The 18934-nt window shown below is 70.6% G+C and carries 13 protein-coding genes and 1 pseudogene; 6 read left to right on the forward strand and 8 right to left on the reverse strand.

The features are described from left to right. Positions 1-4: 4 nt before the first annotated feature. The 8 genes and pseudogenes from F8566_RS43245 to F8566_RS43275 all read right to left on the reverse strand — a co-directional run bounded on the left by F8566_RS43245 (position 5) and on the right by F8566_RS43275 (position 9162). Entirely contained in the window at positions 5-1105 is a 1101-nt protein-coding gene (locus tag F8566_RS43245) for a Gfo/Idh/MocA family protein (RefSeq protein ID WP_225994045.1), read from the reverse strand. Then, a complete protein-coding gene (locus tag F8566_RS43250; protein ID WP_192810157.1) occupies positions 1102-2001 on the reverse strand; it encodes a sugar phosphate isomerase/epimerase family protein in 900 nt (299 codons plus the stop codon). Before F8566_RS43250 ends, F8566_RS43245 begins: the two co-directional genes overlap by 4 nt. Then, the gene (locus F8566_RS51935; protein ID WP_318836475.1) at positions 1998-3671 is read right to left on the reverse strand and encodes a beta-galactosidase small subunit-related protein; all 1674 of its coding nucleotides are present in this window, start codon (positions 3669-3671) and stop codon (positions 1998-2000) included. Before F8566_RS51935 ends, F8566_RS43250 begins: the two co-directional genes overlap by 4 nt. Next, positions 3662-4894 (reverse strand): annotated as a pseudogene (locus tag F8566_RS51940) (glycoside hydrolase family 2 protein); the annotation flags it as partial. The gene F8566_RS51935 and the pseudogene F8566_RS51940, both read right to left, overlap by 10 nt. 46 nt (positions 4895-4940) lie before the next feature. Further along, the gene (locus F8566_RS43260; protein ID WP_225994046.1) at positions 4941-5855 is read right to left on the reverse strand and encodes a carbohydrate ABC transporter permease; all 915 of its coding nucleotides are present in this window, start codon (positions 5853-5855) and stop codon (positions 4941-4943) included. Continuing rightward, on the reverse strand, positions 5852-6823 hold the full coding sequence (locus F8566_RS43265; protein WP_192810158.1) for a carbohydrate ABC transporter permease: 972 nt from the start codon (positions 6821-6823) through the stop codon (positions 5852-5854). The genes F8566_RS43260 and F8566_RS43265 overlap by 4 nt, the downstream gene beginning before the upstream one ends. Then, positions 6824-8116 carry an ABC transporter substrate-binding protein gene (locus tag F8566_RS43270; protein ID WP_151569090.1) on the reverse strand — a complete coding sequence of 431 codons (1293 nt, stop codon included), beginning with the start codon at positions 8114-8116 and terminating at the stop codon, positions 6824-6826. It lies immediately after the preceding gene. Beyond that, entirely contained in the window at positions 8092-9162 is a 1071-nt protein-coding gene (locus tag F8566_RS43275; RefSeq protein ID WP_151569092.1) for a carbohydrate kinase family protein, read from the reverse strand. Before F8566_RS43275 ends, F8566_RS43270 begins: the two co-directional genes overlap by 25 nt. Before the next feature lie 132 nt (positions 9163-9294). Here F8566_RS43275 and F8566_RS43280 point away from each other — a divergent pair, with 132 nt between their 5' ends. From F8566_RS43280 to F8566_RS43305, 6 genes are all read left to right on the forward strand, one after another. Next, positions 9295-10077 carry a DeoR/GlpR family DNA-binding transcription regulator gene (locus F8566_RS43280; protein ID WP_151569094.1) on the forward strand — a complete coding sequence of 261 codons (783 nt, stop codon included), beginning with the start codon at positions 9295-9297 and terminating at the stop codon, positions 10075-10077. A 7-nt stretch (positions 10078-10084) separates the two neighbouring features. Then, positions 10085-11425 (forward strand): 6-phospho-beta-glucosidase, encoded by a 1341-nt coding sequence (locus F8566_RS43285; RefSeq protein WP_151569097.1) that lies wholly within the window; start codon positions 10085-10087, stop codon positions 11423-11425. 13 nt (positions 11426-11438) lie between these two features. Beyond that, positions 11439-14591, forward strand: coding sequence for an alpha-mannosidase (locus tag F8566_RS43290; RefSeq protein ID WP_151569099.1), 3153 nt, complete (start codon positions 11439-11441; stop codon positions 14589-14591). Further along, a complete protein-coding gene (locus tag F8566_RS43295) occupies positions 14588-15976 on the forward strand; it encodes an alpha-L-fucosidase (RefSeq protein ID WP_225994047.1) in 1389 nt (462 codons plus the stop codon). Before F8566_RS43290 ends, F8566_RS43295 begins: the two co-directional genes overlap by 4 nt. Before the next feature lie 226 nt (positions 15977-16202). After that, positions 16203-17831 (forward strand): ABC-F family ATP-binding cassette domain-containing protein, encoded by a 1629-nt coding sequence (locus tag F8566_RS43300; RefSeq protein WP_151569101.1) that lies wholly within the window; start codon positions 16203-16205, stop codon positions 17829-17831. A 68-nt stretch (positions 17832-17899) separates the two neighbouring features. Then, a complete protein-coding gene (locus F8566_RS43305; protein ID WP_151569103.1) occupies positions 17900-18634 on the forward strand; it encodes a DUF7873 family protein in 735 nt (244 codons plus the stop codon). Positions 18635-18934: the final 300 nt, after the last annotated feature.

Here is an 18934-nt window from a genome sequence, read left to right on the forward strand (position 1 = left end):
GCGATCAGAGCTCGGCCGCTTCGCCGGCCGCGGTGTCGCCGCGGAGGCGGCGGACGGCGAGCTGTGCGGTGACGATGTCCTCGGCGCCGCCAGCGACTCCGGTCAGTGGCGGCACGCCATCGGTGACCATGGCGTGGAAGGCGAGCAGCTCGTTCTGGAACGACGGGGTCACGTCGGCGTACCGGGTGCGCCGTTCGGCGCCGCCGTCGTTTTCGACGAGGGTGAGGCGGGTCGCCGCGCCAAGGAGATAGGGCGTCGGGAAGACCAGCTCGGCGGACCCGGTGGCGTGCTGGATCGCGACGGTCTCCCGGTAGGCGGGGTAGCCGGTCAGCAGGTGCCAGTGGATGGCGTACCGGCCGCCGCCCCGCAGCGGGCCGGTCAGCTCGATCGACCGGTCGCCCGGTGCGGGCCCGGACCAGACGGCGGCATGGTCGACGTCCGCGGCGCCGCAGGCCAGCAGGCGCAGCAGCGACAGGTCGTGGCTGATGCTGTTCAGGATCGCCGTGTACAGTCCCCGCGCGGCGGGCGGGGCGTCGCCGATGGCCGTCCGCAGCAGGTCGTCGTCGGCGGCGCGCAGCGCGGAGAGGACGCCGGCGGGCACGTCGTCCGGCGGGGCGGGCAGGTTGGCGAAGGACAGCTGCGAGGCGTCGCTCGGATGCAGCACCGTCACCTGGACGGCATGTGCCTCGGGCATCGACCGGGTGAGCCGCATGACCGCCGGATCGTACTGTTTCATGTAGCCGACCATCAGCTTCGGCGAAGGCCCGGTGTCGAGCGCGGCCAGTTCGGCGGCCTCGGCGCGGGTGTAGGCGAGCGGTTTCTCGCACAGCACGGGGTAGCCGCGCCGCAGCGCCGCGGCCGCGGCCGTGCCGTGTGAGCCGGAGGTGAGCAGGACGAGCGCGTCGAACCCGCCCTTCTCCAGCATCGTCTCGAGATCGGTGTGGCACGCGGGCACCCCGTATCTGGCGGCCACCCGCGTGGTCAGCGCGGCGGAGAGATCGCAGACCGCGGTGATCTCGAAGTGGTCGCGGAGCCGTTCCAGCAGTGGCAGGTGCACTGTCTGCGCGATGACGCCCAGTCCGGCGACGGCGATCCTGATCCTCACAGTCCGGCCCGCCTCAGCAGTTCGCGGTTGGCGCGCTGGTCGGCGAGGATCGCGTCCAGATCCTGGCCGGTGGCGGGCGCGTCCTGTTCGACGACGACCCAGCCGGTGTAACCGCACTCCTTGAGCGCCGCGGCGAACCCGGGTATGTCGAGGTCTCCGTCGCCCAGCGCGCAGAAACCGCCGCGGCGCACCAGCTCGGTCAGGTCCCCGCCGTCGGCGCGGGTCTGGGAGAGCAGGTCGCGGCGGGCGTCCTTGATGTGCACCTGGGTGATGCGGCCCGCCCAGGCCCGCAGGGCCGCCGGCGGGTCCCCGCCGGCGAGCCAGAGATGGCCGGTGTCCAGGCAGATCCCCACGTCGGTGAGGTCGAGGAGACGCTCGACCTCCTCGGTGGTCTCCACGTCGGTGCCGAGATGATGGTGGAAGGCGGGTTCCAGGCCGGCGGCGCGGCAGACGTCGGCGGCACGCTGCACGCGCGCCGCGAACGCCGGCCACTGAGCGTCGGGCACGCCGGGCTGGACGGGGACGCCGGGGCGGGCGAAACGCCGAGGGTTGCCCGGGCAGGCCAGCGTCGGGCGCGGTGCGAACCGTGGATCGTCCGGCGCTGCGGAGGAGAACCACTCCAGCGCGCGACGGAGCCCGCCGAGGTCCTCCTCGAACCCGCCGGGATCGCCATAGCGCAGGTCCACCCAGCCACCGGCCAGGCCGAGCCGATGGCCGGCCAGGCGGCCGGCCAGTTCGTGATCCGCGCCGAGGTAGCCGATGGGGCCGGAGTCGGTGCCGTCGTATCCGGCGCCGGCCATGCTCGCCAGCAGCTCGTCGGGATCGCGACTCGCCCCGTTCGATCCGTAGATGCCGAAGTTCACCGGGGCACTGGCCACCCGGGTCGCACCGTTCATCGGGTCTCCAAAGTCCAGGACCATCGATACGTCCCCGCTCCCACCAGGTACGCGGGCTGGGTGTCGGGACCGCAGGAGGCCGTGCCGAGGCCACGGTGGGCGGCGTCGATGTGCACGACGCACTCCGCCCGCGGTGCCAGCTCGTCGTGGTGTGCCGCCGCGGCGAGGTCGGCCGCGCGGTACCGGGTGATGCTCACCTGGCGTGGCTTGTCGAGCCGTATCCGCAGCGTGTTCGCCTCTCCGGTGAGGGTGAACCGGCGGACGCCGTGCCGGCCTCCGCTTTCCTGCGGCCGCACGTAGGGGGTGAACAGATCGTCGATCCGGGCCCGGTGCCCGGCCACGGGGCCGCCGGCGCAGCGGTCCGGGTAGGTCTCCCACGGTCCCTGCCCGAACCATTCGGCGTGGTCGAACCCGGCGACGGTCTCGAAGACGGTGCCGACGCGGGCGACGTCGGCCAGCTCGTCGCCGAGCACGGCGGTCTCCTCGACCACGATCGCCTCGCCCGCCGCCGCGAGCACCTGCTCGTGGGTGATCAGGCCGTCGAGGTAGCGGGCGCGGACGCTGACGCGGTCGCCGTGGCGGACGACGTCGATCAGCTCGCGGGCGGGATCGGGCAGTCCTCGTTCCGCCCAGCGGGCGGCGACCCCGGCCAGCCGGTCGTTGTCGGTGGGCGCCCGCCACACGCTGAGCCGCGGCGCCGCGGCGAGCAGCGGGTGCAGCAGCAGCCCCGCGCCGTCGAGCTCGATCGGAGCATCGCCGGACCCGACGCGGGCGGGTCCCGGCCGTGGCGGCCGGTGGCGTTCGCCGGACCGGTCCAGGAGGTCCCGCTTCTCGCCGCGCAGGCATATCTGCGGCGTGCAGACGGTCGTGCCCGCCGGTGCCCAGGGCTGGTCTTCACGAACGGTCGTGTGCAGGGTCAGCCAGATCTCGCCTTCGCCGGGCAGGTCGCGCACGAGCCCGGCGGGCAACGCGATGGCCGCCGAGCCGCCTGCGGGGACGTCCGGCAGATCGGCGGGCACGGCACGGCCCGGTGCGTCCTCCGCCTCGATCCGCCACTCCGCGGCCAGCCAAGCGAGGTCGCGGAAGTGCTGGCGGTTGTGCACCCGGACTCCGCCACCGGACGCCTCCAGCCGGATCGGGGCGGCGAGCTCACGGTGCTCGTACATCACCGGTTTCGGCGTGCGGTCGGGGAAGACCACGCCGTCGATGCAGAAGTTGCCGTCATTGAGCGCATCGCCGAAGTCACCGCCGTACGCCCACCGGTACCCGGAACTCGTCGTCCCGGCGGAGTAGTCCCCGTCGTCTCCCGCGGGCCGACCGTCGCTGATCTGTTGCAGCAGGCCGTGGTCCCAGAACTCCCAGATGAATCCGCCCTGCAGGCCGGGGGCCGACTCGATGGTCTCCCAGTAGTGGGCGAGGCCGCCGTTGCTGTTGCCCATGGCGTGCGAGTATTCGCACAGGATGAGCGGCCTGGTCTGCCTGCCGGAACGGGCGTAGCCGGCGATGTTCTCGGCGGAGGCGTACATCGGGCAGATGATGTCGCTGATCGTGCCGCCGTCGAAGTCGTACTTGACGGCGCCTTCGTACTGGATCGGCCGCGTCCGGTCGAAGGCGCGCAGCCAGCCCGCAGCCGCGTCGTGGCCCGTGCCGTAGTCGCTTTCGTTACCGATTCGTTACCGAGCGACCAGACGATGACGCTGGGATGGTTCTTGTCACGCCGGGCCATCCGCGACACCCGGTCCAGGAAGGCCGGCAGGTACGCGGGGTCGCCGGCGATCTCGCGGGCGTACCGGTGGCTTTCGAGATCGGCCTCGTCCACCACGTACAGGCCGAGTTCGTCGGCGAGGTCGAGCAGGGCCGGATCGTTCGGGTAGTGGGAGGTCCGCACGGCGTTGAAGCCGAACCGCTTCATGGTCGTCAGGTCCGCCCGCATGTCGTCGGCGGAGACCACCCGCCCCGTCCGCGGGTGGAAATCGTGCCGGTTCACCCCGCGGATGTAGATCCGTTCCCCGTTCACCACCAGGTCGCGGCCGATGATCTCGACGTCCCGGAAACCGATCCGCACGGTCGTCTCGTCGGCGACGGCCCCGTCCGGGCCGTGGACGCGCACGGTCAGGCCGTACAGCGCGGGAGTCTCCGCGGACCACGGCCGGACGTCGGGCACGACCGTCCGCAACCGGGTCCGGCCGAGCCAGGTCGAGACCTGCTCCCGCTCGGTGAGGAGGGCGGCGTGCTCCTCGTCCACGCTCAGTGCCAGCCCGTCGAGGCTCACGGAGACATGCCACCCGGCGGGCAGGTGACCCCGCGCTGAGCGCACCTCCGCGTCCACCCGCAGGACCCCGTAGCCGCGCGCCGTGACGTCCAGGTCGGCGAGATGGAGATGGTCGGTCTCGTACAGGAACACCGGGCGCGTGATGCCGCCGTGCCACCAGTGATCCTGGTCCTCGATGAACGTGGCGTCGGACCACTTGACCACGGTGAGCCGGATCGTGTTCGTCTCGCCCGGCCGCACGAACTCGGTGACGTCGAACTCGCTCGCCAGGTGGGAGTCCTTGCCGATCCCGGCGTCGGCGCCGTTGACCTGCGCGATCAGGCAGCTCTCCGCCGCCCCGACGTGCAGCACGATCCTGCGCCCGGCCCAGGAGGCCGGCACGTCCACGTCCCGTTCGTACACGCCTGTCGGACTGGCCGGGGGAGGACGCGGGGGCAGGTCCGGCCACGGCATCTGGTAGTTCGTGTACTGCGGCAAGTCGGCCGTGCCCTGCATGGTCCAGCACCCGGGGACGTCCGCCCGTCCCCATTCGGCGCCGAGCGGGGCGCCGGGTGCGGGCAGGAGCTGGAACCGCCAGCGGCCGTCCAGGGGCAGACCGGGAGATCGGCGGACGGCGTTCATCGGCAGCCGCCGCCATCCGGTGAGCTCCGGCCAGGCCCATGGACGATCAACCACGCAGCGCTCCCTTCATCACGTCCCGGATGAACTGCCGGGCGAACAGGACGAACACCACGACGAGCGGCAGGACGGCGAGCAGCGTCCCGGCCATCACCATGCTGTAGTCGGTGTGGTGGGCGGTGTTCAGCCGGGCGAGAGCCACCTGCAGGGTCACCTTCTCCGGGTCGACCAGCGCCACCAGCGGCCAGGCGTAGTCGTTCCAGGCCGTGATGAACGTATAGATGCCCAGGAAGGCCAGACCCGGCCGGATGGCGGGCAGCGCGACGTGCCAGTACTGCCGCAGGAACCCGCAGCCGTCGAGGCGGGCGGCCTGGAGCAGGTCGTCCGGCACGGAATTCTGGATGTACTGGCGCAGCAGGAAGATGCCGAACGCGTTGGCGACCCCGGGGAAGATCAGCGAACTCAGCGAGCCCGCCCAGCCCAGCTCCACCATGAGGACGAAGCGCGGGATCAGGGACAGCTGCGCGGGCAGCATCAGGGTCAGCAGCAGGAACCGGAACAGCATCCGGTTCCCCGGGAACTCGTACTTGGCGAAGGTGAACGCCGCCAGTGAGTCGATCAGGAGCACCAGGAAGGTCGTCGCGCAGGCGACGATGATCGTGTTGAGCAGCGACCCCATGAAGTCGACGTTGTCGAAGACGCGCTGGACGTTGCGGACGAGGTGCGGCCCCGGGACGAGTGCCGGCGGGTTGCGGTACATGTCCTCCGTGGTGTTGGTGGCCATCACCGCCGTCCAGTAGAACGGGAACACCGACACGAGCGTGCCGAACACCAGCAGCACGTGCAGGGCGATCCGCTTGGCCCGCTTCAGGGACCTGGCCCGCTGGTTCACCCGCTTGGCCCTGTTCGCCCGGTGCGCCGCTCCGGTCATGGGAACGCCCTGGTCGCTCACCGCCTGACTCACCGGTCCCTCCTTCCCGAGCCCGCGATCAGGCGCCAGTTGATGACGGTGAACAGCAGGATGACCAGGAACAGCGCCCAGGCGATCGCGGCACCGTAGCCCAGCTGGTTGAAGTTGAACGCCTCGCGGTACAGGTACAGGACGGTGGTCAGCCCCGCGTGGCCCGGTCCGCCGGTGTCGGGGTTGGTCGCGTCGACGGTGCCGAACAGCACCTGTGGCTCGGTGAAGGTCTGCATGCCGCCGATCGCCGACATGATGACCGTGAACAGGATGACCGGCCGGAGCAGCGGCAGCGTGATCTTCAGGAAGCACTTCACCGGCCCGGCGCCGTCGATCCGGGCGGCCTCGTACAGCTCCGAGGAGATCGCCTGCATGCCGGCCAGGTAGATGATCGCGTTGTACCCCGTCCACTGCCAGGTGATCAGTGCCGAGATGACGAGCTTGATCGCGAAACTGTCGGTCAGCCAGCCGACGGTCCCCACGTGCAGCCATTGGAGGACGACGTTGACCAGGCCGACCTGGTTGGCGAACACGGAGCCGAAGAAGATCGCGATGGCGACGATCGAGGTGACGTTGGGGATGAAGTACGCGACCCGGTAGAAGCCGCCGAAGCGCACCGACGAGTTCAGCATCGCCGCGAGGACCAGCGCCAGCAGGAGCATGGGGATGGTGGACAGGAACCAGATCGCGAACGTGTTCGTCAGCGACTGCCAGAACAGACTGTCCTTGACCATGAACCGGAAGTTCTGCAGCCCGACGAACTCCATGGGCCCCAGGCCGTCCCACTTGTGGAAGGCCAGGAAGAGCGAGAACAGCACGGGGCCCAGCATGAACACGGCGAAGAGGACGTAGAACGGCGAGATCGCGAGGTACTGCCGCCAGTAGGCCCGCAGCGCCTTCTTCAGTGTCCTCTTCTTCAGGGCCCTCTTTCTTGTTCGCGGATGCCCCGTGCCGGCACGGGTCGCGACCATCTAGCTCACGCCCTCGCGCTGGGCGACTTGCTTCGCGGTGCTGACCGCGTCGTTCCAGGCCTTCTCCGGGTCCTTCTTCTTCGCCCAGACGTCCTTCAACTCGGACAGGAACGGGGCGGAGACGGCCGCGTCCGCCGGCGCCTCGTAGGCGACGGGGATCTTGTCGGCGGCGGGCGCGAAGATCTCGATGGTCTTCTGGCCGCCGAAGAAGGGGACGGGCCCGGTCAGCTCGGGCAGTGAGTAGCTCGCCGGGGCGGCGGGGAAGTTGCCGTTGTCGACCCAGGTGCGGGCCTCGTTCTGCGGGCTGAGCAGCCAGGTGATGATCTCGAACGCCAGCGCGTGGTCGCCGCCGTCCCTGGGGATGCTCAGGAACGAGCCGCCGAAGTTGGCCGGCCCGCCCGGCATCGCCGCGACCCGCCACTTGCCCTTCGTCTTGGGGGCCGCCTGCACCAGGTCGAGGTAGTGCCAGGCCGCCCCGACGGAACTGGCGGCCGTGCCGTTGTTGTAGGCGGCGTTGGAGTCGGTGCTGCCCGGCTCGGCGTAGGGCGCCACGATGCCGAGCTCCATGGCCTTGATCGCCCGGTCCCAGGCGGTGCGGATATGGGGCTGGTCGGCGACGAAGCGGTCGTTCTCGTCGATGAACAGCTTGGTGCCCTGCTTGACCGTGTAGCTGAACGGTGCGCTTCCATCGTCGATGAGGTACGAGTCCGGCACGGCCTTCTTGAGCTTCACACCGGCGTCGAAGTAGCCGTCCCAGGTGGACATCGCCGCGGACACGTCCTTGGGTTCGGTCGGCAGCCCGGCCTTGGCGAAGATGTCCTGCCGGTAGAACAGCGCGCAGGGTCCGATGTCGATCGGCAGGCCGAGGAGCTTGCCGTCCTTGGTCGTGGCCTGCTTCAGCTTCCACGACACGTACTGCGAGGAGAGCTTGTCGGCGCCGAGGGTGTTGAGGTCGACGAACTGGTCGGCCTTGGTGCCCTTGAAGAAGGGCATGTCCTCGCCCTTGACACCGGTGATCGAGGGCAGGAACGCGCGGCTGGTCATCGTGGTGAGCAGCTTCTGCTTGAACGTGCCGCCGATCACCGAGGGGGTCAGCTTCGTCTGGCTGAAGTGGGCGACCCCGTCCTTGAGGACGTTCATGCTGATGCAGCCGTCCCAGACCCAGATGGCCATCTTCTTGCCGGCCAGGCTGTCGGAGCCCTTGCCCGATGGGCCGCCGCCGCATGCGTTCGCGGCGAGTCCCGCGCCGGTGAGCAGGCCGGCCTGGATCAGTCGTCTGCGTGTGAGTTCCATCGTGATGATCCTTCTGGGGAGGGGGTGGCGGGGGCCTGGATGTCCGGTGCCCCGGGCACCGGTGCGGGAGCGGCGGGGATGACATCGGGGATGACATCGTCGAGGAACGCGTAGGCGCGGCGGAGCTCCGGGTCGGCCGGGACGGCGCGCCACCATTCGGTGATTCCGGCCCAGCCGGGTGCGGACAGGGACCCGCCGGGACGCCGGACCGAGAGCGCGGCCGACAGGTTGGCGAAGCGGAGCCGGTGGGCCAGCGGCCAGCCGGCGAGCGTCCCGGCGACCAGGCTCGCGCCGAACACGTCGCCGGCCCCGGTGGGGTCGACGGCGGCGACCGGGACCCCGTCCGCGGAGGCGGTCTCACCGGTGGAGCCGTCGATGGCGACGGCTCCACCGGCGCCGCGGGTCACGACGGCGAGCGGGACGAGCTCGGCCAGCTTCGCGACCGCCGCCTCGGGGGTGTCGGTCCGCGTGTAGGACATGGCCTCGTGGGCGTTGGGCATGAACGCGTGGCAGTGGGCGAGCTGGCCGAGGGCGTCCGGGGACCACTCCCCGGAGGGGTCCCAGCCGAGGTCGGCGAAGACCAGGCCCAGATCGGACCGTTCCAGCCAGGGAACGCGCTCCTGCGCGATGTGGAGCACGGCCGCCCGCGCTCCCGGTGGCGTGACGCGCAGCTCGGGAGGGGCGGTTCCGTGGCTCACGAGGGCGCGGTCGCCGTCGTAGGCGAACGACACGGTGACCGGCGTGGTCCAGCCGCCGAACCGTCGTGACGGCGACAGATCGACGCCCTCGGTCTCAAGGGTGTCCCAGCAGTCACGGCCGCTACGGTCGTCGCCGAACGCGGTCGCCAGCGCCGTGCGCAGGCCGAGCCGGGCGAGCGTCACGGCGAAGTTGGCGATGCCGCCCGGACCGGCGCCCATGCCCGTGCTCCATGCCTCGGTGCCCGGCTTGGGCGGCTGGTCGAGTCCGGTGAAGACCAGGTCGTGGAACAGCAGTCCCGACAGGAGAACGTCGACGTCTGTGGACCGTGACGTGCCAGGTCTGATCATCAGAGTGGCCTTTGGGGAGAGGCAGGACCGTTAGCGGCCTTTAGGTTGGGCATATCGTCCACACCTGCGCAGAGATGTGCAAGAGAGTGAGCAAAATTTTTCATTCATGAGCGAACGCGCTACCGTGCTCGCATGCTTCGGGACCAACGCCATGAGCTGATACTGCGCATCCTGCGCACCGATGGCCCGACGACCGTCGAGACGCTGGCCGACCGGCTGGCGACCAGCGGCGCCACCATCCGCCGCGACCTCGCACAACTCGACGAGGACGGCCTGCTGCGGCGGGTCCACGGCGGCGCCGTGCCGACCGAGGATCGGGACGATCCGTTCATTGACGTGGCGGCGGTCCATACCGCTGAGAAGGACGCGATCGCCGCGCGCTGCGCTGAATTGATCAAGGATGGGGAAACGGTTTTGATCGATATCGGCACGACCGCGCACCGCGTCGCGCGGCGGCTGCGCGGCAGGTCCCTCACCGTCATCACCAGCAGCCTCGCGGTCGTGGAGGAGCTCCAGGAGGAGCCCGACATCCAGCTGATGGTGCTCGGCGGAATGCTCTGGCGGCCCTACCGGTCGCTGGTGGGGTTCATGACCGAGGACAACATCCGGCAGATCCACGCCGACCGGCTGATCCTGGGGACCAGCGGGGTACGGCCGAGCGGTCACGTGATGGACACCACCGTGATCGAAGTGCCGGTGAAACGGGCGATGATCTCGGTCAGCGACCAGGTGATCCTCGTGGCCGACGCCGGGAAGTTCCCGGGCATCGGCATGGCCAAGGTCTGCGGGCCCGAGGACCTGGACCTCGTGGTGACGAACGCGCCCGCCGACGCGGCCACGGCCGCCGCCCTGCGCGAGGCGGGTACCGAGATCATCGAAACGGGCACCGAGATCATCGAAACGGGGGCGAGGTGATCGAGGCATGCGGCTGACCATCCTCGGCGGCGGCGGATTCCGCGTGCCGCTGGTCTACCGGGCGCTGCTCGCCGACCGGGCGAAGGGCCACGTCACCCACGTCGTCCTCCACGATCTCGACGCGGCGCGGATGGGCGTGATCGGCCGGGTGCTCGCCGAGCAGGCCGTGGAGTTCCCGCACGCCCCGCGGGTCACGGTCACGACCGACCTCGACGAGGCGCTCACCGGCGCCGACTTCGTGTTCTCGGCGATCCGGGTCGGCGGGCTGGCGGGCCGGGCGGCCGACGAGCGGCTGGCCCTGTGCGAAGGGGTGCTCGGTCAGGAGACCGTGGGCGCGGGCGGCATCGCCTACGGGCTGCGCACGGTCCCCGTCGCCATCGACATCGCCAGGCGGGTCGCCGCCCGCGCCCCGGGCGCGTGGGTCATCAACTTCACCAACCCCGCCGGGCTGGTGACCGAGGCGATGTCCCGGTACCTCGGCGACCGCGTGATCGGCATCTGCGACTCCCCGGTCGGACTCGGCCGCCGCGTCGCCGCCGCCCTCGACGTCGACCCGGCGAGCGCCTGGTTCGACTACGCGGGCCTCAACCACCTGGGCTGGCTGCGGGCCGTCCGCGTCGACGGCCGGGACGTGCTCCCCGCCCTCCTGCGCGACGACGCGGCGCTGGCCTCCTTCGAGGAGGGCCGGCTCTTCGGTGGCGAGTGGCTGCGCACGATCGGCGCCGTACCCAACGAGTACCTGCATTACTACTACTACGACCGGGACGCGGTCGCGGCGGCGCGGGCGGCCCGGCAAAGCCGAGGCGCCGTCGTCCTGGACCAGCAGCGCGACTTCTACGCGCGCACCGCCTCCAGTTCCGGATCCGCACTCCAGGCGTGGGAGGCGACCCGGCTGAGGCGCGAAGTCACCTACATGGCCGAGAACCGGGAGGCGGCCGGCGCCGGGGAACGCGCGTCCGAGGATCTCGAGTCCGGGGGATACGAGAAGGTCGCGCTCGCGCTGATGCGCGCGATAGCGCAGGACGAGCACGCCACCCTGATCCTCAATGTCCGCAACCGGGACACCCTCGCCGGGCTCGACTCCGACGCGGTCGTCGAGGTGCCCTGCGTGGTCGACGCGGGCGGGGCACGGCCGGTGGCCGGGGACCCCCTGCCGGACCATGCGCTCGGCCTGGTCGTCTCGGTGAAGGCCGTGGAGCGCGCTGTGCTGGAGGCGGCGACCACCGGATCCCGGGCGGCCGCGCTGCGCGCACTGGCGATCCATCCGCTGGTCGATTCCGTCACGGTCGCTCGGCGGCTTCTGGAACGGTACGAGAGCGAGTTCCCCCAGCTGGGCTACCTGCGCTGAAGGCGAGGCACCGATGCATGACGACCGCAAGCAGGTCGAGGACAGGCTGGACCGCGCCCTGCGGGAACGGATCGTCCCCGCGACGTACGCGGAGCGCATCCCGATGGACCTCGAGATTTGGAACGTGCCGGACGAACCGGTGCCGGTCGGCGAGGCGCTCGTCGCCGAGTACGTGCCGTTCGAGCCGGGGACCCGCTGGGGTCGCGCCTGGTCGACCAGCTGGCTGCGGGCGACCGCGACGGTGCCTGCCGGCTGGGCGGGCCGCCGCGTGGAGGCCGTGTTCGACCTGGGGTTCGTCGGGGACTGGCCGGGCAACCAGGCCGAGGCGCTCGTCCACGACCTTCAGGGCCGGCCGATCAAGGGCATCGAGCCGATGAACCAGTACGTCCCGCTCGCCGGCCCGGCCGCGGGCGGCGAGCGGGTCGGCCTGCTGGTCGAGATGGCCGCCAACCCCGACATCCTGGCGAACGGCTTCGTCCCCACTCGCCTGGGCGACAAGGCGACGGCGGGCGACGAGCCCCTCTACCGGTTCGGCGCCGCCGATGTGGCCGTCCTTGACGAGGACGTCTGGCATCTGCGGCTCGACACCGAGGTGCTGTCGGAGCTCATGCGGGAGCTGCCGGCCACGGACCCGCGCCGGCACGAGATCCTGCGGGCCCTCGAACGCATGCTGGACGACCTCGACATCCACGACGTGGCCGGCACCGCCGCCCGGGCGCGCGCCAACCTCGCCGGCGTCCTGGCCCGGCCCGCGCAAGCCAGCGCCCACACCATCTCCGCGACCGGCCACGCGCACATCGACAGCGCCTGGCTGTGGCCCATCCGCGAGACCCAGCGCAAGACCGCCCGGACCTTCGCCAACGTCACCGCCCTGGCCAAGGACTACCCCGAGTTCGTGTTCTCCTGCTCCCAAGCCCAGCAGTACGCATGGGTCAAGGACCGCCACCCCGAGATCTTCCAGCGCATGCGTGAGGCGATCAAGGCGGGGCAGTGGGTGCCGGTCGGCGGGATGTGGGTGGAGGCCGACGGGAACCTGCCCGGCGGCGAGGCGCTCGCCCGCCAGCTCGTGCACGGCAAGCGGTTCTTCCTCGACGAGTTCGGGGTGGAGACCCGCGGGGTCTGGCTGCCCGACTCGTTCGGCTACACCGCCGCCTATCCGCAGCTCGCCGTGCTGGCCGGCAACGAGTGGTTCCTCACCCAGAAGATCTCCTGGAACCAGACCAACAAGTTCCCGCACCACACGTTCTGGTGGGAGGGCATAGACGGCACCCGGATCTTCACGCACTTCCCGCCCGCCGACACCTACAACGGCACGTTCGAGGGCGGTGAGCTGGCGCACGCCGTGGCGAACTACGCCGACAAGGGGGCGGGGACCCGGTCGCTGCTGCCGTTCGGGCACGGCGACGGCGGCGGCGGTCCGACCCGGGAGATGCTCGAGAAGGCCAGGCGGCTGAGGGACCTCGAAGGGTCGCCGAAGGTGGTGATCGAGGACCCGAACGGCTTCTTCGCGGCCGCCCGCGCCGAATATCCGGACGCCGCCGTCTGGTCCGGCGAGCTCTACCTGGAGCTGCACCGGGCCACCTACACGAGCCAGGCCCGGACCAAGGCGGGCAACCGGCGCAGCGAGCATCTCCTGCGGGAGGCCGAGCTCTGGTCGGCGACCGCCGCGGTCGCCGCCGGGCTGGACTATCCCTACGAGGAGCTTGACCGGCTCTGGAAGACCGTGCTGCTCCACCAGTTCCACGACATCCTGCCCGGCAGTTCGATCGCGTGGGTGCACCGTGAGGCGGAGGCCGTGTACACCCGCGTCCGGGACGACCTGGAAGAGATCATCCGCACCGCGACGGCCGCCGTGTCCGGCGCCGGGCGTACCGGCTGGGTGTTCAACACGAGCCCGCGGGGGCGCGCCGAGGTGATCCGGGTCCCGGCGGAGCTGGCCGTCGACCTGGTGGGCGAACCGGACGCCGGGCCGAACGGCCAGCGGCTGAGCGACGGATCCGCCGCCGTCTTCGCCGAGGTCCCCGGCTCGGGCGCGGCGAGACTCGGCGGCGGCGGTGCCCCGGCGACGGTGCCGGCGGCCGTGACGGTGACCGGCTCGGGGTCCGGCTGGACGCTCGACAACGGTCTGGTGCGGATCGACGTCGACGAGTCCGGGCTGCTGGCCTCGGTCCGCGACCTGGTGGCCAGCCGGGAGGTGCTCGCACCGGGAACCCACGGCAACCTCCTGCAACTGCACACCGACTTCCCCAACCACTGGGACGCGTGGGACATCGACCGTCACTACCGGCGGCGGCACACCGACCTCACCGGCGCCGACGCGGTCACCGCCACCGAGCACGGCCCGCTCGTCGGATCCGTCCGCGTGGAACGCTCCTTCGGCGCGTCCAGGATCGTGCAGACCATCACGGTCATCGCGGGCAGCCCGGGGGTGCGGATCGAGACCGAGATCGACTGGCACGAGCGCGAGAAGATCCTCAAGGCGGCCTTCCCGCTCGACGTGCACGCGGACCGGTCGGCCGCCGAGATCCAGTTCGGGCACGTGTTCCGGCCGACGCACACCAACACGAGTTGGGAGATGGCCCGGTTCGAGGTCCCCTGCCACCGCTGGGCCCATGTCGCCGAACCGGGCTACGGGGTGGCGCTGCTCAACGACTCGACCTACGGCCATGACGTCACCCGTGCCACGCGCCCCGGCGGCGGCACGACCACGACCGTGCGGCTCAGCCTCGTCCGCGCGCCCCGCAGCCCCGATCCCGAGGCCGATCAAGGGCGTCACCGGATGACGTACACGCTGCTGCCGGGCGCGGCGACGGCCGACGCCGTCGCCGGCGGCTACGCCCTGAACCTTCCGCTGCGTGTCACCGGCGGCGGTTCCGGGGCGCCGCCGGCCCCGCTGGTCGGCATCGAGGGGAACGCCGCGTCGATCGAGGCGGTCAAACTCGCCGACGACCGGTCCGGCGACGTGATCGTGCGCCTGTACGAGTCGCTCGGCGGCCGGGCGGACACCCGCGTGCGGGCCTCGTTCCCGGTGGCCGAGGTGACGGTCACCGACCTTCTTGAGCGGCCGTCGCGCGCCGAGCCGATCGCGATGGAGGCCGACGGGAGCATCCCCGTGACGCTCCGCCCGTTCCAGATCACGACACTGCGGCTGCGGAGGACCAGATGACGCAGGAGACTCCGACCGGGGGCCGGATGGCGATGCCGTCCGCTGTGACGGACCGGCCGGTGCCCGCGTGGTTCGCCGACGCCAAGTTCGGCATATTCGTCCACTGGGGTGCGTACTCCGTGCCGGCCTGGGCCGAGCCCACGGGCGAACTGGGGGCCATGGACCCGGATGAGCAGTTCGCCCACAACCCGTACGCCGAGTGGTATTGGAACACCAGCCGCATAGAGGGAAGCCCCGCCCACGAGCACCAGCGTGCGGTCCACGGCGGCCGTCCCTACGATGACTTCCTCGACGCGTGGAAGGCCGAATCCTTCGACCCTGCCGGCTGGATCGACCTGTTCGCCCGCACCGGTGCCCGCTATGTCGTCGCGACCAGCAAGCATCACGACGGCATCGCCCTGTGGGACGCTCCCGGCACCCGCGTCCGCAACACGGTCCGGCGCGGCCCGCAGCGTGACCTGATCGCCGATCTCGCCACCGCCACCAGGGCCCGCGGCCTGCGTTTCGGCACGTACTACTCCGGTGGTCTCGACTGGTGGGCCGGCCGCAGGGACGTCATCCGCCACGAGGAACTGATCGATGACTGCCGTCCGCACGAGGCCGCCTACGCCGCGTACGCGCTGCGCCAGATCCGCGATCTGATCGGCCGGTACGAGCCGGACGTGCTGTGGAACGACATCGGCTGGCCGGCCGCCGGCATGGCCGACCTGCCCGGCCTGTTCGCCGACTACTACGCCACCGTCCCGGACGGCGTGGTGAACGACCGCTGGGACGGTGCCCACGCCGACTTCCTGACCAGCGAGTACCAGGCGAACCGCCAGAACGAGACGGCCTCCCGCTGGGAGCACTGCCGCGGTATCGGCCTCTCCTTCGGCTACAACCGCAATGAGGGCCCAGAACACCTGCTTGACACGGCGGCCGCAGTCCGCCTGCTGGCCGACGTCGTCTCGCGCGGCGGGAACCTGCTGCTCAACGTCGGCCCCAAAGCCGACGGCACTCTGCCCGGCGAGCAGCGCGACGTCCTGGAGGGCATCGCGTCCTGGATGGTCGACCACGCCTCTGCCGTGTACGCGACGAGGCCGTTCGAGGCCGCCGTGCCGAGCGACGACGGCCCGTGGATCCGCTGGACCCGCGACGACCGTCACGCCTACGCGTTCCTGGCGGACGCCCTGGCCCCGGCGACGGCCTCAGGGGAGGTTCTGCTGAAGACACGGCCCGGGCTGCTGAACCCCGCCACAGCGGTCCGCCTGGGCGGCCGTCCGGTCGAGGCCCGCCCCGTGCCGGACGGCGTCGTCACCTCCGCCGATCTGGACAGGTCACTGCCCGCGGTCGTCCGGTTCGCCTTCACCGCGGACCCGGCGGAGCGGCCCCCATTTGTATTGTGATCAATGTTTGGTTAACCTGGGTGGGTCACATCGCCGCCCGGCTGGGGAGTCCTTTGAAGAACTGAGGTCGCAGACACCGCGCTGTAGCCGTTCCATGGCTCGCGCTCGCGATCTCAGCGGACCCCTTCGTCCGGGCTTTTTTCATGCCCGGCGTCCGCACGCGGTGCCAGACCGCGGTGTCTCCACGTGTCCTTTGACATCTCGACGCGTCATGGAGGAACCGCTCATGTCTTTTTCCATTGTCTGCCAGGACGTCTCGTTCGCCTGGGAGGACGGCACCCAGGTGCTGGACGGTCTGGACGCCGCGTTCGGCACCGGCCGCACCGGTCTGATGGGCGTCAACGGATCGGGCAAGTCCACCCTGCTGAAGCTGATCGCCGGTGAGCTGCGCCCGGCGTCGGGCACGATCAGTGTCGCGGGGGAGGTCGGCTACCTGCCGCAGAACCTTCCGCTCGGCACCGCCCGTACCGTCGCCGACCTGCTCGGGATCAGCGAGGCCCGCGCCGCGCTGCTCGCCATCGAACGCGGTGAGGCCACCGAGGAGAACTTCGCCGCGGTGGGGGACGACTGGGACGTCGAGGAACGGGCCCGCGCCGAGCTCGACCGGCTCGGCCTGGACCACCTCGGCCTCGACCGGACCGTGGCCACCCTGTCGGGCGGCGAGACGGTCATGGTCGGGCTGGCCGCGCTGTTCCTGGCGCGGCCGGACGTCCTGCTCCTCGACGAGCCGACCAACAACCTCGACCTGGACGCGCGGCGCCGGCTGTACGACGCGGTCACCGCCTGGCCGGGGGTGCTGGTCGTCGTCAGCCACGACCGGGCCCTCCTGGACCGGGTCGACGAGATCGCCGACCTGCGCGACGGCGAGATCCGCAACTTCGGCGGCAACCTGACCGAGTACGAGGAGGCGCTCGCCATCGAGAGGGAAGCGGCCGAGCGCATGGTCCGCGCGGCCGAGACGCATCTGCGCAAGCAGAAGCGCGAGCTGGAGGAGGCGCACGTCAAGCTGGCGCGGCGCGTTCGCTACGGCAACAAGATGTACGAGCAGAAGCGCGAGCCGAAGATCATCATGCAGGAGCGCAAACGCCAGGCTCAGGTCGCGGCGGGCAAGCACCGCATCATGCACGAGGAACGGCTCGCCGACGCCAAGGAGAAGCTGACCGAGGCCGAGGAGGCGATACGCGACGACGCGGAGATCCGGGTCAAGCTGCCCGCGACCGAGGTACCGGCGGGCCGGACGGTCCTCACGGTCACGGGGCTCACCGCGGCCGAGCCCGAGCCGGGCACGATGGACGAGCTCATCGTCCGGGGCCCGGAACGGATCGCGCTGGTCGGCCCGAACGGGGCGGGCAAGACGACGTTCCTGCGCGCCCTGGTCGGCGACTCGGTGCCCGAAGGCATGGCCGTGAAGGTCGGGGTGGACGGCCTGCGGTACCTGCCGCAGCGCCTGGACGTGCTCGACGAGGACGTGAGCGTCGTCGACAACGTGCGCACGTTCGCCCCGTCGGCGTCGGTGAACACGATCCGCGGGGGCCTCGCGCGCTTTTTGTTCCGTGGCGCACGGGCCGACCAGCTCGCGGGCACGCTGTCGGGAGGTGAACGGTTCCGTGCCGTGCTGGCGTCGCTGCTGCTCGCCGAGCCCGCCCCGCAGCTCCTGCTGCTGGACGAGCCGACGAACAATCTCGACATGGCGAGCGCGCGCCAGCTCAGCCAGGCCCTGGAGGCCTACCAGGGCGCGCTCATCGTGGTCAGCCACGACCTGCCGTTCCTGCGCGGCATCGGCATCACCCGCTGGCTCCGCATCGACCGGCGGACCGGCCTCACCGAGATCGACGAAGAGGAGCCAGGGCAATGAAAATGCGGTGATGTGAAGTATTCGTCGCTGCTACGGTCTTTCTCGAATCGAAAGGGGGCGCGACACCAGTGGCGACGAAACTGAATCAGATCATCGCGGTGGAGAAGGGCGTGAAGAGCAAGTCCTTCCAGGACCTCACCGAGGCGCACCACTCGGTGCAGAAGGCGCCGCTGCTGTCGGGCATCTCGCGGACCTACCAGCCCAAGGACGAGGAGGGCGAGCAGCTGCCGGCCGAGTCGACCCGCGTGCAGGTCAAGGTCGACGACGTGCTGCGCGACATGAGCACCTCGCTCACGCGGCTCTTCGACGTGACCGCCACCAAGGACTGGGCGAACTGCGTCGCCCGCGCCGATGTGACGGTCGACGGCACCACGCTGGTACGGGACGCGCCGGTCACCTACCTGCTCTTCCTGGAGAAGCAGCTCAAGGACCTGCAGACGTTCGTGCGCAAGCTGCCGGTGCTGGACGCCGCGGAGGCCTGGACGCACGACGCGTCCACCGACGTGTGGCGGACCGAGCCGGTCCGCACGGTCAAGACCAAGAAGGTCCCGCGCAACCACGTCAAGGCTGAGGCGACCGAGAAGCACCCGGCGCAGGTCGAGGTGTACTACGAGGACGTCCCGGTCGGTTACTGGACCACGGTGAAGTTCTCCGGCGCGCTGCCCGCCAAGCGGGTCAACGAACTGCTGGAGCGGCTCGAGAAGCTGCAGAACGCGGTGAAGTTCGCGCGTGAGGAGGCCAACGGCACCGAGGTGACCGACCAGCGCGTGGGCGAGGCCGTCTTCTCCTACCTGTTCGGATAACTGCATACTTCTTCAATAATCAAGACTCTCTTCAATAATCAAACAAGGATCCCCCCGCCGCCGAGCGGGGGGTGCGCGAGGAGCGCAAGCTGAAGCTGAAGCCGAAGCTGACCAGGACGAGTGACAGTGCGGGTTCGAATCCCGCCCCCGCCATTTCACGGTGGGGTGGCCCAATCGGTAGAGGCAGCCGTCCGCTCAACCTCAGATTCTCGCTCCAGACTCAGCATTCACCGCCGATCGCCGGATCGATCGGATGTGGACGAGCCCCCTTGAGATGCTGGTTCGAGTCCAGCTCGCTCC

The sequence above is a fragment of the Actinomadura rudentiformis genome, from assembly GCF_008923185.1.
Taxonomy (GTDB): Bacteria; Actinomycetota; Actinomycetes; order Streptosporangiales; family Streptosporangiaceae; genus Spirillospora; species Spirillospora rudentiformis.